Annotated in this window: 15 protein-coding genes; 5 read left to right on the top strand and 10 right to left on the bottom strand. The window is 68.7% G+C overall.

Going from position 1 to position 13,099, the window contains the following annotated elements; genetic code table 11:
* Positions 1-12: 12 nt before the first annotated feature.
* Genes AC07OH_RS08490 through AC07OH_RS08480 form a run of 3 tightly spaced genes read right to left on the bottom strand, consistent with a single transcriptional unit; the run spans position 13 to position 3,850 of the window.
* A complete protein-coding gene (locus AC07OH_RS08490) occupies positions 13-1,890 on the bottom strand; it encodes a dipeptide ABC transporter ATP-binding protein (protein ID WP_495300285.1) in 1,878 nt (625 codons plus the stop codon).
* Positions 1,891-1,922: 32 nt separating this feature from the next.
* Positions 1,923-2,882: an isoaspartyl peptidase/L-asparaginase family protein gene (locus tag AC07OH_RS08485; RefSeq protein ID WP_495300284.1), complete on the bottom strand. Its 960-nt coding sequence runs from the start codon at positions 2,880-2,882 to the stop codon at positions 1,923-1,925.
* Positions 2,879-3,850, bottom strand: a complete 972-nt coding sequence (locus AC07OH_RS08480) for a MurR/RpiR family transcriptional regulator (RefSeq protein WP_495300283.1) — start codon at positions 3,848-3,850, stop codon at positions 2,879-2,881. The genes AC07OH_RS08485 and AC07OH_RS08480 overlap by 4 nt, the downstream gene beginning before the upstream one ends.
* A gap of 365 nt (positions 3,851-4,215) precedes the next feature.
* Between AC07OH_RS08480 and AC07OH_RS08475 the strand changes: the two genes are divergently transcribed.
* Positions 4,216-5,094, top strand: coding sequence for an alpha/beta hydrolase (locus tag AC07OH_RS08475; protein WP_495300282.1), 879 nt, complete (start codon positions 4,216-4,218; stop codon positions 5,092-5,094).
* A 41-nt stretch (positions 5,095-5,135) separates the two neighbouring features.
* On the opposite strand, the gene AC07OH_RS08470 is transcribed toward AC07OH_RS08475, so the two are convergent.
* A complete protein-coding gene (locus AC07OH_RS08470; protein ID WP_495300281.1) occupies positions 5,136-5,339 on the bottom strand; it encodes a heavy-metal-associated domain-containing protein in 204 nt (67 codons plus the stop codon).
* 170 nt (positions 5,340-5,509) lie between these two features.
* Here AC07OH_RS08470 and AC07OH_RS08465 point away from each other — a divergent pair, with 170 nt between their 5' ends.
* Both AC07OH_RS08465 and AC07OH_RS08460 read left to right on the top strand, forming a co-directional pair.
* Positions 5,510-5,962: a MerR family DNA-binding protein gene (locus tag AC07OH_RS08465; protein WP_495300280.1), complete on the top strand. Its 453-nt coding sequence runs from the start codon at positions 5,510-5,512 to the stop codon at positions 5,960-5,962.
* Positions 5,963-6,108: 146 nt separating this feature from the next.
* The gene (locus tag AC07OH_RS08460; protein ID WP_489061383.1) at positions 6,109-6,306 is read left to right on the top strand and encodes a hypothetical protein; all 198 of its coding nucleotides are present in this window, start codon (positions 6,109-6,111) and stop codon (positions 6,304-6,306) included.
* Positions 6,307-6,330: 24 nt separating this feature from the next.
* On the opposite strand, the gene AC07OH_RS08455 is transcribed toward AC07OH_RS08460, so the two are convergent.
* From AC07OH_RS08455 to AC07OH_RS08445, 3 genes are all read right to left on the bottom strand, one after another.
* Positions 6,331-6,777, bottom strand: a complete 447-nt coding sequence (locus AC07OH_RS08455) for an SRPBCC family protein (RefSeq protein WP_495300279.1) — start codon at positions 6,775-6,777, stop codon at positions 6,331-6,333.
* A gap of 116 nt (positions 6,778-6,893) precedes the next feature.
* Positions 6,894-7,775: an alpha/beta hydrolase gene (locus AC07OH_RS08450; RefSeq protein WP_495300278.1), complete on the bottom strand. Its 882-nt coding sequence runs from the start codon at positions 7,773-7,775 to the stop codon at positions 6,894-6,896.
* 48 nt (positions 7,776-7,823) lie between these two features.
* Positions 7,824-8,297 carry a GNAT family N-acetyltransferase gene (locus AC07OH_RS08445; RefSeq protein ID WP_495300277.1) on the bottom strand — a complete coding sequence of 158 codons (474 nt, stop codon included), beginning with the start codon at positions 8,295-8,297 and terminating at the stop codon, positions 7,824-7,826.
* A gap of 123 nt (positions 8,298-8,420) precedes the next feature.
* On the opposite strand from AC07OH_RS08445, the gene AC07OH_RS08440 reads away from it, so the two are divergent.
* On the top strand, positions 8,421-9,449 hold the full coding sequence (locus AC07OH_RS08440) for an aldo/keto reductase (protein WP_070060858.1): 1,029 nt from the start codon (positions 8,421-8,423) through the stop codon (positions 9,447-9,449).
* A gap of 6 nt (positions 9,450-9,455) precedes the next feature.
* Here AC07OH_RS08440 and AC07OH_RS08435 read toward each other — a convergent pair whose 3' ends face one another.
* Entirely contained in the window at positions 9,456-10,349 is an 894-nt protein-coding gene (locus AC07OH_RS08435) for a LysR substrate-binding domain-containing protein (RefSeq protein ID WP_070060857.1), read from the bottom strand.
* A gap of 77 nt (positions 10,350-10,426) precedes the next feature.
* On the opposite strand from AC07OH_RS08435, the gene AC07OH_RS08430 reads away from it, so the two are divergent.
* Complete coding sequence (locus AC07OH_RS08430) at positions 10,427-11,602, top strand: NAD(P)/FAD-dependent oxidoreductase (RefSeq protein WP_495300276.1); 1,176 nt, start codon at positions 10,427-10,429, stop codon at positions 11,600-11,602.
* Here AC07OH_RS08430 and AC07OH_RS08425 read toward each other — a convergent pair.
* Positions 11,599-12,693: an oxidoreductase gene (locus AC07OH_RS08425; protein WP_495300275.1), complete on the bottom strand. Its 1,095-nt coding sequence runs from the start codon at positions 12,691-12,693 to the stop codon at positions 11,599-11,601. The genes AC07OH_RS08430 and AC07OH_RS08425 overlap by 4 nt on opposite strands.
* A complete protein-coding gene (locus AC07OH_RS08420) occupies positions 12,690-13,094 on the bottom strand; it encodes a RidA family protein (RefSeq protein WP_495300274.1) in 405 nt (134 codons plus the stop codon). The genes AC07OH_RS08425 and AC07OH_RS08420 overlap by 4 nt, the downstream gene beginning before the upstream one ends.
* Positions 13,095-13,099: the final 5 nt, after the last annotated feature.

Raw genomic sequence — 13,099 nt, 5'->3', positions numbered from 1 at the left:
AACGGTTTGGACTCAGAAGGCGCCGCCGATGGCATGCCGTGCGACGAAGTGGCCCGGCGCGACCTGCACCAGCGGCGGCACGTCGGGCTCGTCGCCCACGGCGCGGATCGGGCTGGGAATCTCGCCTTCGAGCAGCGCGCGCGGCTTGTGGCGGCGCGACGGGTCGGCCACCGGCACGGCCGCCATCAGCTTGCGCGTGTAGGCGTGCTGCGGCGCTTCGAACACGGCGCGGCGCGGGCCGATCTCGACGATCTGGCCCAGGTACATCACGGCCACGCGGTGGCTGATGCGCTCGACCACGGCCATGTCGTGCGAGATGAAGAGAAAGGCCACGCCCAGCTCGCGCTGCAGGTCGAGCATGAGGTTGACGATCTGCGCCTGGATGGACACGTCGAGCGCCGACACCGATTCGTCGGCCACCACCACCTTCGGGTTGAGTGCGAGCGCGCGCGCGATCGCGATGCGCTGGCGCTGGCCGCCCGAGAACTCGTGCGGGTAGCGCTGCGCCACCTCGGGCGGCAGGCCGACCTTCTGCAGCAGCCAGTCGACGCGCTGCTGCGCCTCGGCGCCCTTGGCGATGCCGTGGATGAGCAACGGCTCCATGATCGAGAAGCCCACCGTCACGCGCGGATCGAGCGAGGCGAAGGGGTCCTGGAAGATGAACTGGATGTTGCGGCGCAGCGCCTGCAGCTCGCGCGTGGGCAGCTCGCGGATGTTCTTGCCGCCGAACTCGATCGCGCCGCTCTGGCTCTCGACCAGGCGCAGCAGCGAGCGGCCCGTGGTCGACTTGCCGCAACCCGATTCGCCCACCAGCGCCAGCGTCTCGCCGGGGTAGAGGTCGAAGCTGATCTTCTCGACCGCATGCACGCGGCGCTTCACGCGGCCGAAGATGCCGCTGCGCACGTCGAAGCGCGTCACGAGGTCGCGCACGCGCAGGATCGGGCCGGCGTCTTCGCGCACGGTGGTCTGCGGCGTGGTGTCGGTGCAGGGCACGGTCTCGGTGCTGTCTTCGGTGCGCAGCAGTTCGAACTTGGCCGGCAGGTCGGTGCCCTGCATCGCGCCCAGCTTGGGCACGGCCGACAGCAGCGCCCGGGTGTAGGGGTGCTGCGGCGAGGCGAACACGGTGTCGGAGCTGCCGGCTTCCACCTTGTCGCCGCGGTACATCACGAGCACGCGGTCGGCGATTTCGGCCACCACGCCCATGTCGTGCGTGATGAAGAGCACGCCCATGCGCATCTCTTTCTGCAGCTCGCGAATCAGCTGAAGAATCTGCGCCTGGATCGTCACGTCGAGCGCGGTGGTGGGCTCGTCGGCGATCAGCAGCTGCGGCTTGCACGACAGCGCCATCGCGATCATCACGCGCTGGCGCATGCCGCCCGACAGTTGGTGCGGAAAGCGGTCGAGCACGTTGCGCGCTTCGGGGATGCGCACGAGTTCAAGCATGCGCAGCGCCTCGGCGCGCGCCGCCGCGTTGCTCTTGCCCTGGTGGATGCGGATGGCCTCGGCGATCTGGTCGCCGGCGGTGAACACCGGGTTCAGCGAGGTCATCGGCTCCTGGAAGATCATCGCGATGTCGGCGCCGCGGATGCCACGCATCGTGCTGTCGCGTGCCTGCGCGAGGTCGAGCACCTCGCCGTTGCGCCGGCGGAAGGCCATGCTGCCGCCGAGGATGCGGCCACCGCCGTGCTCCACCAGCCGCATCAGCGCGAGCGAGGTGACCGACTTGCCCGACCCCGATTCACCCACCACCGCGAGCGTTTCGCCGTGGTCGACATGGAAGGACAGCTTCTTGACGGCGTCGACCGTGCGCTCGGAGGTCGAGAAACGCACGGTGAGGTCGTCGACGGCGAGGACGCGGCCGTCGGGCAGGTTCAGGGCAGGGGTGGACATGGCGGATGCGGGAGAAAAGTAGGGCGTGTGCGTCAGGCGAAGATGGCCGTCACCGGCGTTTCATCGCCGCGCGCGTGGCCGCGGTACATGCCTTCGGTGTTGAAGGCCAGGCTCAGGTTGCCGTGGCGGTCGACGGCGATCAGGCCGCCGGTGCCGCCGATGGCGGGCAGCGACTCGTGCACCACGGCGTGCGTGGCCGCTTCGAGCGTGGCGCCGCCGTAGGCCATGCGCGCGCAGATGTCGTAGGCGGCCGCGACGCGGATGAACATTTCGCCGCTGCCGGTGCACGAGATGGCGGCCGTGCGGTCGTCGGCGTAGGTGCCGGAGCCGATGAGCGGCGTATCGCCGACGCGGCCCACGCGCTTGTTGGTCATGCCGCCGGTCGAGGTGGCGGCGGCCAGGTGGCCGTGCATGTCGAGCGCCACGGCGCCGACGGTGCCGAACTTCTTGTCTTCGTCCAGCGGCGGCTTGGTCATGGCGGCGCCTTCGTGGTCGGTGACCACGCGGCCCGTGTCGCGCACGCGGTACAGCTGCTGGCGGCGCGCGTCGGTCGAGAAGAAGAAGGGCTCGACCATCTCCAGGCCGCGGTCGCGCGCGAAGGCCTCGGCGCCCGCGCCGGCCAGCAGCACGTGGGCGCCGTCCTCGAGCACGGCGCGCGCGGCGCGCACCGGGCGGCGCACATGGCTCACGCCGGCGATGGCGCCGGCCGCGAGCGTGGCGCCGTCCATCACGGCGGCGTCGAGTTCGTGCGTTTCTTCGTGCGTGAACACCGCGCCGTAGCCGGCGTTGAAGAGCGGGCAGTCTTCGAGCATCTCGACCGCCAGGCAGGTGGTGTCGAGCGCGGACATGCCCTTGAGCAGCGCGGCTTGCGCGGCGCGCACGATGGCCTGCAGCGCGTCGTGGTAGGCCTGCGCCTGCTCGGGGTTGGTCGTCGAGGCGCTGATGGTGCCGGCGCCGCCGTGGATGGCGATGACGGGCGTGACGTTCTTCATCGGGAAGCTTTCTTCTTTTTCTTGCCGGCGTCGGAAGCGACGGCGGCGGGGAGGGAGGGCATGGAGACTTCGCCGCGTGCATGGCCCTGGCCCAGCCCGCCGTGCAGCCACGGGCGCACCGCCTGCAGGATGCGGCCGGCCGACTGCGCCGCGCCGGGCGCGCGCAGGGCGACGGCGCTGGTCAGTGCCTCGATCAGCGCGAGCACGCTGGTCTCGCAGTTGGGGCGGTAGCTGGTTTCGGTCTGGCCGTACAGCACCACGTCGGCCAGCGGCGCGATGGGCGAGCTGGGGCGGTCGGTCAGCGCGAGCACCGCGCAGCCCTGGCCGCGCGCGATCTGCGCCAGCGCCACCGTGTCGGTGAGGTAGCGCGGAAAGGTCAGGCCGATGAACAGGTCCTGCGGCCCCGCATGCATCAGCGTGCGCGCCGAGTGCGTCACGCCGCTCACGCTGGAGAGCATGCGCACGTCGCTGCAGGAGCCATCGAGCCCATGCTGCAGCAGCCCTGCGAGCCAGGCGCTGGCGCCGAAGCCGCCGATGTAGATCGAGCGTGCCTTCAGGATGCGCTGCACCGCGGCCTCGCAGGCGGTGTAGTCCAGCGACTGGCGCGTGGCTTCGATGTTGCGGCGGCTCTCGTCGAGCGCGGTGGCGAACACCTCGGCCACCGTGGTCGGGTGCTCCAGGTTGCCGCGCAGCCGCTCGACCGGCGCCACCAGCGGCTCGAAGCCGCGCACGAGCTCGGCGCGAAAGGCCGCGTAGCCGTCGAAGTCGAGCGCGCGCGCAAAGCGGTTGGCGGTGGCCACCGACACGCCGGCTGCGGCGGCGAGCTCGTCGATGGGCAGCGTCGCGACCTGCAGCGGGTGCCCGAGCACGAAGTCGGCCACCTGCCGGTGCGAACGCGTCAGCCGCGGCAACGCCTGCGCAATGCGCTGGGCCACGGTGGTGCCTGGGGTGTCGACGTTGGTGCTCATGGGGCGGGCGATGCACCGGGAAGGGTGCGAGTGATGTAAATCAGTTTACAAATATATGTCAGTTATGAAAATTTTCTGTCATTACCGAGCGATATCGCAAGTAGCGGGCCAGCCGCGAGGGGCTTTGGCGGGGGGTGGAAGGGACGTGTTTCCCTTGTGGGGCGCCGTGTTCGGGGCTGTTGGGGCGCGGTCTTCAGGGATTTCCCTGATGCTGTCGTTTCATCCCCACGGGCGGGGGATCGGGGGCTTTGGAAACGAACGAATTAACTGCGATGGCCGGGTTGCATAGCGACATTGACGGCCTTCAGGCCAGCCCTGAGTATTCCGAGCGGTGCGATTGGCACCGGGGAACGAGGAACCACAAAATGAGACAGGAATGGCTTCGCCGCGCGTGCGCGGTGATGGGCGGCTTTGTGCTGATTGCGGCCGTGACCGCCTGCGGCGGCGGTGGGGGCGGAGGCGGTGGCGGTGGCGGGGGCGGTGTGCCGTTGATCCTGCCGCCGACGGGCACGGCGCCGGTGCAGCCGGCGCCTTCGGCCAGTGGCCGGGTGGTGTCGGACACCGTGACGTCGAGCGTCAACAACGTGCGCTACCCGATCGAGGTGTTCATTCCTGCGGCCTACGACAGCGGCAGCGACGCCGTGCCGATCATCTACGCCTTCGACGGCGACGCGACCAACGGCTTGCCCGACACGCGCTTCACGAACCTCAAGAACGTGCTGCTCAAGCGCGGCACCAAGGCCATCCTCGTGGGCATCGGGAACACCGCGCGCCGGCAGGAGGACTACAACTTTCCGGGCGCCAACGCGTACCACACCTTCCTCACGAAGGACCTGGTGCCGTTCATCGAATCGAAGTACCGCGCCGACCCGAAGAAACGCATGCTCACGGGCCTGTCGACCAGCGGCAACCTCGCGGCCACGGCACTGTTCCTGGAGGCGCCCGACAACCTCGTGTTCTCGTACTTCATTTCCATCGAGGCGGCCTTCTGGCAGCAGGAGGGCGAGAACAACGCGCTCGAAAAGAAGATGTTCGACGCGCTCGCGGGCCGGCCATTGCCTGTCACGCTGATCCTGGCGCACTGCGCCAGCGGCTGCAACGAAGTGCCGGTGAAGGCGATGTACAAGCGGATGTCCGAGCGGGGCTACGTGGGGCTGCAGCTGATCGACACGGAGTTCAACTCCACCCACGTGGGCACGGACGTGCTCGCGTTCGACGACGCGATCGTGCGGATCTTCAAGTAAGGCTTTGCGGCGAACCGGGCAACCCGGTTCGCGCCACATGCTCAGCTGGCGGAAGGACTCGGCGGGTAGCCGGCTTCCGTCAACGCCGCCACCAGCGAGGGGCGGTCTTCGGTGGTGTCGATGCGCACCGTTCTTTGCTTCACGTCCACTTCGAGCCTGGCCTGCGGGTCCAGGTCCTTGATGGCGCGGGTGATGCGGCCGGCGCAACTGCCGCAGGTCATCGACTGGATTTCAAACGCTTGCATGGGGTGAGTCCTTTCAAAAGAGTGACTCGCAGTGTCAAGCTTGGCATCGTGTGAAGGTCAAGCGCGTCGAACGCCCGACCCCTGGCGTGCCAAGGTCATGCGCTGTTCGCGTTTGACTCTCTCATGGTGTGAAGGTTGAGACTTCCCGCTTTGGCTCGAAGGAGAACCCCATGGAACATCCCACGGCGCCGGCTGCTGCTGCGGCGCGCTTGTCCCTTGCCGACGTGATGGCGCGCTCCGGCGCGTCCGCGCAGTTGCTGAGCGACTGCGAATCGCTCGGACTGCTCGACGACACGGCGCACGCCGGCCGCTACGACGAGCGCGCCGTGTCGACGCTGCGCTTCGTGCGACGCGCGCACACGCTGGGTTTCGACACACCGGAAGTCGTCGAGCTGCACGCCCTGTGGCAAGACGGCCGTCGTGCAAGCTTCGACGTGAAGCGCGTCGCGCTCGAACGTGCCGACGACCTCGCCCAGCGCATTGAGGAACTCGTGCACATGAAGCGCCTGCTGGAGCGCCTGGCGCATTGCTGCGAGGGCGACGAGCGCTCCGAGTGCCCCATCCTCGATGAGCTGGCCGGGCTCGAGGGGTTCGCCGGCTGTGCAGCGCGGCGCGGGCCGTGAGCCGTTCGAAGTCAGTCACGAATCAGAATTCACGACCATCATTCTTGCCAGCACCTCCGTTGAATGGCCTCGAAGCCTTGCGCTTTTCTGCCTGAGTTCGCCGAACTCACATTCACCTTCCGTTTCAACCCGAGCTGGAGCACATCATGGGAATCCTGAACACACTGGAAGAAGTCGCCGGCGCCGTCGTGGCCGTCGAGGGCCTGGAAAAGGTCGATCCGAATGCGTCGTTCCTCGGCAAGGCCGCTGCCGCTGTGGCGGGCTACAAGGGCGTCGAGCTCGTCAAGGAGAAGCTCGAGGAAAAGAGCGAAGGCGAAGGCGCCAGCCCGGACCAACCCGCCTGAGATCGGCGCCGTCGTTCAGGGCCCTCAGCCCGGAATGTTCGGTTCGACCAGTTGGGCCAGCGCGATCAGCGACTCCTGCCAGCCCAGGTAGCACATCTCGACAGGAATCACCTCGGGGATGCCTTCCTGCACGATGGACACGTCCGTGCCGCACGAGACCGCCGTCAACGTCACGGTGGTCTTCATCGTGCCCGGAAGATTGGCATCGTCGAAGCTCGCGTCGTAGGCAATGCGCTGGCCGGGCACGAGTTCCAGGTACTTGCCGCCGAACGAATGGCCGTGGCCGGTGCCGAAGTTGGTGAAGGACATGCGCCACGCGCCGCCCACCACCGGCTCCATGCTGTGGACCTTGCCGGTGAAGCCGAAGGGCGGCAGCCAGCGCTCGAAGGCGCCGGGCTCCACGAAGGCGCGGTAGAGCTTGTCGGGGGTGGTGCGCAGCACGCGGTGCAGGCGAACGGTGTGGGTGGCCATGGTTGCTTTCTCCTGATGAAGTACAGAGGACGACCCTCTATGCTGACGTCGGATGAGCCCGCTGCGATTCGACAGGGTGCAGGATCAGGAAAAACCCTGAGCCCACACCCCGCGCCTCAATCGATGAACCGCGCGACGATGTCCTGGAACGACGGCAAGTCCATCGGCGTGTGGCCGCCTTCGTAGCCCTTCAGGCTCAGCTGCAGACCCTTGTAGTTGCGTGCGGCGATCTGGTCGCGCAGCGCGGTGATCTCCGGGCCGCCGACGTTGCCGATGGCATAGCCCAGCAGCAGGGTCACGGGAATGTCGCGCGTGCTGCTGTTGGTGTACATCTGGCTTTCGAGCGGATCGAGCTGGCCGCGCGCGCCGGCGGCGGGCGGGTCGGACGCGAAGAAATGCTGGAAGGTGAACGTGCCCGCCGCGCCTTCGGTGAAGAAGGCGATGAGCGTGAAGACGCCACCGTTCGACAGGCCCGAGAGCATGCGTCTGGCGGGGTTCGCGCGGTAGTTCGATTCGACATGCGGCACCAGCTGGCCGGTGAGGAAGTTGTGATACGCCTTGGCGCCCGGCATCAGGTAGTCGGTGTTGCGGCGCGAGGTGCCGCCGATGCCGACCACGATGGCTTTCTTGCCGGCCTTCTCGAGGATGTCGGTGAAGTTCTGGAAGCGCGTCACGCTCAGGTTGTAGACGGCGTCGCCATCGGTGATGTAGACCGTGGGGTAGCTCGCCGTGGCGCCGTCGTAGCCGGCCGGCAGGTAGACCTGGATCGGGTAGGTCGCGTCCGTGGCGGTCGACTTCATCGAGCTGCTGACCACCCGGCCGCGCCCGGTGTCCGCGGGCGGTGTTGTCGGCGTGCCGCCGGCCGGTGGCAGCGGCAGCATGGCCACACCGCCTCCGCCGCCTCCACCACCCCCTCCGCCGCCGCAACCTGACAACCCCAGCAGCAGGGCGCAGCCCGCTGTGAACATGAGCCGGCGAAGAATCCCTCTTGTCTGCATGTGACGTTCCTTGTTGTGATGACCGTGGTGGCGGAAGCCGGGGCGATCTTAGGGGCGATGGGGTGCGGCTGTCGCGGCCGTTTTCTGCATGAACACGCTCAACGGATCGTCCGGGTAGTCGCCGAAGCGCTCGCGCCGCGCATACCCCGCACGCGCATAGAAGGCCAGCGCCTCGGGCTGGCTCACGCCCGTCTCCAGCCGGAACATCGCGCATCCGCGCGCCGCCGCTTCGGCCTCGAGAAAGCCCAGCACCTTGGCCGCCACGCCTTGCCCGCGGTTCTGCGGGCGCACGTACATGCGCTTGAGTTCGCCGTAGCCGGGGTTCATGACGACGGCGCCGCAGCCGATGGCCGTGCCGGCCTCGTCGCGCGCGACGGCGAACAGCACATGCGCCGCCGACAGCGCGTCGATGTCGATGCCGTAGTGGCTCTCGGGCGGGTACAGCGGCTTCTGGTACGCGTCGAGGTCGTCGATGAGCTGGACGACGTCGGGCTGGTTCGGGTTTTCGATCGAGATCTGCATCGTTCGATCGTAGCGAGCCGACGCGCTGCAAAGCCCGACGCGTGACGGGGTTCTGCGTGGCGGCCAACAATGGCCGCGTCATTCATCCATGTTCGTGGTTCGTTCGATTCAAGGAGTAGAACTTTGGAATACCGTCATCTGGGCAAATCGGGCCTCAAGGTCCCCGTGTTGAGCTTCGGCACCGGCACCTTCGGCGGCAAGGGCGAGTTTTTCAGCGCGTGGGGCAGCACCGACGTGGCCGAGGCGCGCACGCTGATCGACATCTGCATGGACGCCGGCGTGAACATGTTCGACAGCGCCGACATCTACTCGGGCGGCGCCGCCGAATCGGTGCTCGGCGAGGCGATCAAGGGCCGGCCGCGCGACCGGCTGCTGATCTCGACCAAGGCTACCTTCCGCAGCGGCGAGGGGCCGAACGACGTGGGCTCGTCGCGCCATCACCTCGTGCAGGCGGTCGATGCCTCGCTGAAACGGCTGGGCACCGACTACATCGACCTGTTCCAGCTGCACGGCTTCGACGCCAGCACGCCGGTCGAAGAAACGCTGTCCACGCTCGACGACCTCGTGCGCGCGGGCAAGCTGCGCTATGTGGGCGCGTCGAACTTCTCGGGCTGGCACCTGATGAAGTCGCTGGCGGTGTCGGAGCAGCGCGGCTATGCGCGCTACGTGGCGCACCAGGCCTACTACTCGCTGGTCGGGCGCGAGTACGAGTGGGAGCTGATGCCGCTGGCGCAAGACCAGGGCGTGGGCGCGGTGGTCTGGAGCCCGCTGGGCTGGGGCCGGCTCACGGGCAAGATCCGCCGCGGCCAGCCGCTGCCCGCCAACAGCCGCCTGCACGTGACGGCCGACATGGGCCCGCCCGTGCCCGACGAGCTGCTGTACCGCGTGGTCGAGGCATTGGAAAAAGTCGGCGCCGAGGTCGGCAAGACGGTGCCGCAGGTCGCGCTCAACTGGCTGCTGCAACGCCCGACGGTGTCCAGCGTGGTGGTCGGCGCGCGCGACGAGGCGCAGCTGCGCCAGAACCTCGGCGCGGTGGGCTGGAACCTCACGCCGGCGCAGGTGGCCGAGCTCGACGCGGCCAGCGCGACCACGCGCACCTACCCGTACTGGCACCAGCAGGGCTTCAAGGAGCGCAACCCGAACCCCGTCTGACCGGGTTCAGTCGGGTGTCAGCCCAAGCACCCACTGCTTGAACTGCTCCAGCGCCCCGGAGGCCGGCCGGCCTTCGGGGTACGCGAAGTAGTAGCCCTGGTGCACGTCCAGGTGCCGGTCGACCGGGATCACGAGTTCGCCGGTGCGCAGTTCCTGCTCGACCAGGATGCGCGGCGCCAGCCCCACGCCCATGCCCGCCGCCGCGGCGGCCACCACCATGGTGAACAGCTCGTAGCGCGGCCCGCGCGAGGCGTGCACCGTGTACTCCCATTCCTGCTGCGCGTACCAGTCGCGCCAGGCATGGGCGCGCGTGCTCAGGTGCACGTGGCGGCAGCGCTCGAAGCCGGCTTCGTCCCACCGGGCCTGCGCGTCGCGGAACGCGGGGCTGCAGATGGGCACCATCTCGCCTTCGGAAAAGATCAGCCCGCCGCGTGTGTTCGGCCAGAACTGGTCGCCGAAGTAGATCGCCGCGTCGTACGCGTTTTCCTGGAACGAGAAGGGCTGCGAGCGCGCCGACAGGTTCACCGTGATGTTCGGGTGCAGTCGGCTGAAATCGGGCAGCCGCGGAATGAGCCATTGCGTGGCGAAGGTCGGCACCACGGCCAGTTCGAGCACGAAGCCCATCTCGTGGCCGGCGCTGATCTCCAGCGTGTCGCGGCGGATCTGGTCGAGGTGGCGGCGGATGCGCGCGGCGTACTCGCGGCCCACGTCGGTGAGCGTGAGCCGCTTGCGCACGCGCGAGAACAGCGGCACGCCCAGGCGCTGCTCCAGCATCGCCACCTGGCGCCCGACCGCGCTTTGCGTGAGCGCCAGCTCGGTCGCCGCGCGGGTGAAGCTCCCCAGGCGCGCCGAGGCCTCGAAGGCCTGCAGCGCGCCGAGGTTGGGAATGTCTTTTCTCATCGCGCTATTCTGGCGGGAGCGTGCGCAGCCCGGGCAACGAACCGGGCCCGCACATCGAAGACACGGAAAGGCATCACATGCGGCGTGTGGCGATCATCGGCGGCGGGGCCATCGGCTCGGCCATCGCGTACTTCCTGGGCGCCGACCCGACGGGCGAGGCCTTCGACATCACGGTGGTGGAGCGCGACTTCTCGTACCGGCAGGCCTCGTCGGCGCTGTCGGCCAGCTCTATCCGCCAGCAGTTCTCCACCGCCATCAACATCGAGATGTCGCTCTATGGCATCGAGTTTTTCCGCGCGCTGGGCGAGACCCTGCGCGTGGGCGACGACGACGCGCCGGACATCGGTCTGGTCGAGCCGGGCTACCTGTACCTGGCCTCGCCGGCGGGTGTCGACGTGCTGCGCGAGAACCACGCGATGCAGAAGGCGCACGCGGTGGACGTGGTGCTGTTGACGGCCGAGGAACTGAAAGCGCGCTTCCCATGGATCTCGACCGAGGGCATCGCGCTCGCATCGCTCGGCCTCTCGGGCGAGGGCTGGTACGACGGCTACAGCCTGCTGCAGGCCTTTCGCAAGAAGGCGGTGTCGCAAGGCGTGCGCTATGTGCAGGCGCAGGCGACGGGCCTGCAGCGCGAAGGTCGCCGCGTCACCGGCGTGCAGATCGACGGCGGCGACACGCTGCAGGCCGACATCGTCGTCAATGCGGCCGGCGCGTGGGCGGCACCGGTCGCGCAGTGGGCCGGCATCGCGCTGCCGGTGCACGGGCGCCGCCGCAGCGTGTTCAGCTTTTCATGCCCGAGCGCCTTGCCCGGCTGCCCGCTGGTCATCGACACCTCCGGCATCTGGCTGCGGCCCGAAGGCCGCCAGTTCATCTGCGGCTTTGCGCCGCCCGAAGACCGGGACCCCGACGACGCGCCGCTCGAAGTCGACCACGAGGCCTTCGAGAACTTCATCTGGCCGGCGCTGGCCGAACGCATCCCGGCCTTCGAAGCCGTTCGCATGACGGGCGCCTGGGCCGGCTACTACGAGATGAATGTGTTCGACCACAACGCGATCCTCGGCCTGCACCCGGACTGCGACAACCTCTACTTCGCGAACGGCTTCTCGGGCCACGGGCTGCAGCAGTGCCCGGCGGCGGGGCGCGGCATCGCGGAGCTGATCCGCTTCGGCGGCTACCGCAGCCTCGACCTGTCGCCGCTGTCGTTCGCGCGCATCCTTGATAACCGGCCGCTGCGCGAGAAGAACATCATTTAAGGTTGCTGCTCCGCCGGCTTGATGTCCCCCACGGGCGACAGCAGCGCCGGGTCGAAGGCGGCGAGCGCGCGACCTTCCTTCAGGCGTCGCGGCCAGTCGGGGTTCGACAGCGCGCCGCGTCCCAGCGCCACGAAGTCGGCGCCGTCCGCGAGCGCCGCCTCGGCGCGCCCCGGGTCGTGCAGACTGCCGTTGGCGACGATCGCAAGGCCGGGCGCGTGGCGGCGCGCGAGCTGCAGCAGGCTCGGCCCTGCATCGCCGAAGGCCGGTCGCCAGGCTTCGAACTCGGTGACGTGCAGGTAGTCGATGCCGCTGTGCGCCAGGGCCCCGAACACCGTCGCCGCACCGGCCTCGGCTTCCGGCCATCGGTGGCCGAAGTCGTTGACCTTGCCTTGCGAGATGCGCACGCCGACTGGCGCCGATGCGCCCAGCATCTGCCGCACGGCGCGCGCCACCTCGACCGTGAGCTGCACGCGCTGCGCGAGGGCGCCGCCCCAGCGGTCGGTGCGCGTGTTGGTGTGGCCGCTCAGGAACTGGTCGAGCAGGTAGCCGTTCGCGCCGTGGATCTCCACGCCGTCGAAACCCGCCACTTCCATCGCCAGCAGCGCGGCCCGGGCGAAGCCGCGAATCGCCTCGGCGATGTCGGCGTCGGTCATCGCGCGGGGCACCGGGTACTCGCCTTCGCCGCGGTAGGCCGTCATCTGCGTGCCCAGCGGACGAACGGCCGATGGCCCCGCCGTGTGGTCGCGAAAGCGGTTGAACTGCGACAGCGCGCCCGCATGCATGAGCTGCGCGATGGCGCGCCCGCCCGCGTCCTGGATCGCCTTCACCACCGGGCGCCATGCGCGGGCCTGTTCGCCGTCGCTCAGTCCGGGCTGGCGGGCATAGCCTTGCGCGTACGCCCCGTCGGTGTAGATGCCTTCGGTGATGACCAGCCCGAAGCCGCCCCGCGCAAAGCGCTCGTAGTAGCGGGCCATGGTGCCGTTGGCGTGGCCTTCGGGCGAGGCGCTGACGCGCGTCATCGGCGCCACGGCGAGCCGGTTGGGCAGCTGCAGGTCGCGCAGCTTCGCCGGCGCGAGCAGCGGCGTGCTCATCGGACGTCTCCGGGTGCGACGGCGATGGCCTCGATCTCGATCATCGCGTCGGGCGAGTACAGGCCCGAGACCTCGACGATGGTGTCGGCCGGGTAGGGCGCAGAGAACCACTGGCGGCGCAGTTCGACGATCTTCGGAAAGTTCGCCATGGAGGTCAGGAAGATCGTCACCTTGACCACGTTGCCCAGGCCCGTGCCGGCGGCCCGCAGCACGCGGTCCAGGTTCTTGAAGGCCTGCTCGGCCTGGCGGTCGAAGTCGCCCTTGCCGACGATCTCGCCGTCGTCGCCGATCGCGGCCTGGCCGGACACGAAGACCAGGTTGCCGAGCTGGATGGCCTGCGACAGCAGGAAGGGCGCGTAGGGGTCAGGCTGCGTGTGGATTTGCTTGGGTTGGAGTTGCATGACAG

The organism is Variovorax sp. GW821-FHT10C12, from assembly GCF_059415405.1.
Note: the sequence above shows the minus strand (reverse complement) of the source record. Positions and strands in the feature narration are given on the sequence as shown.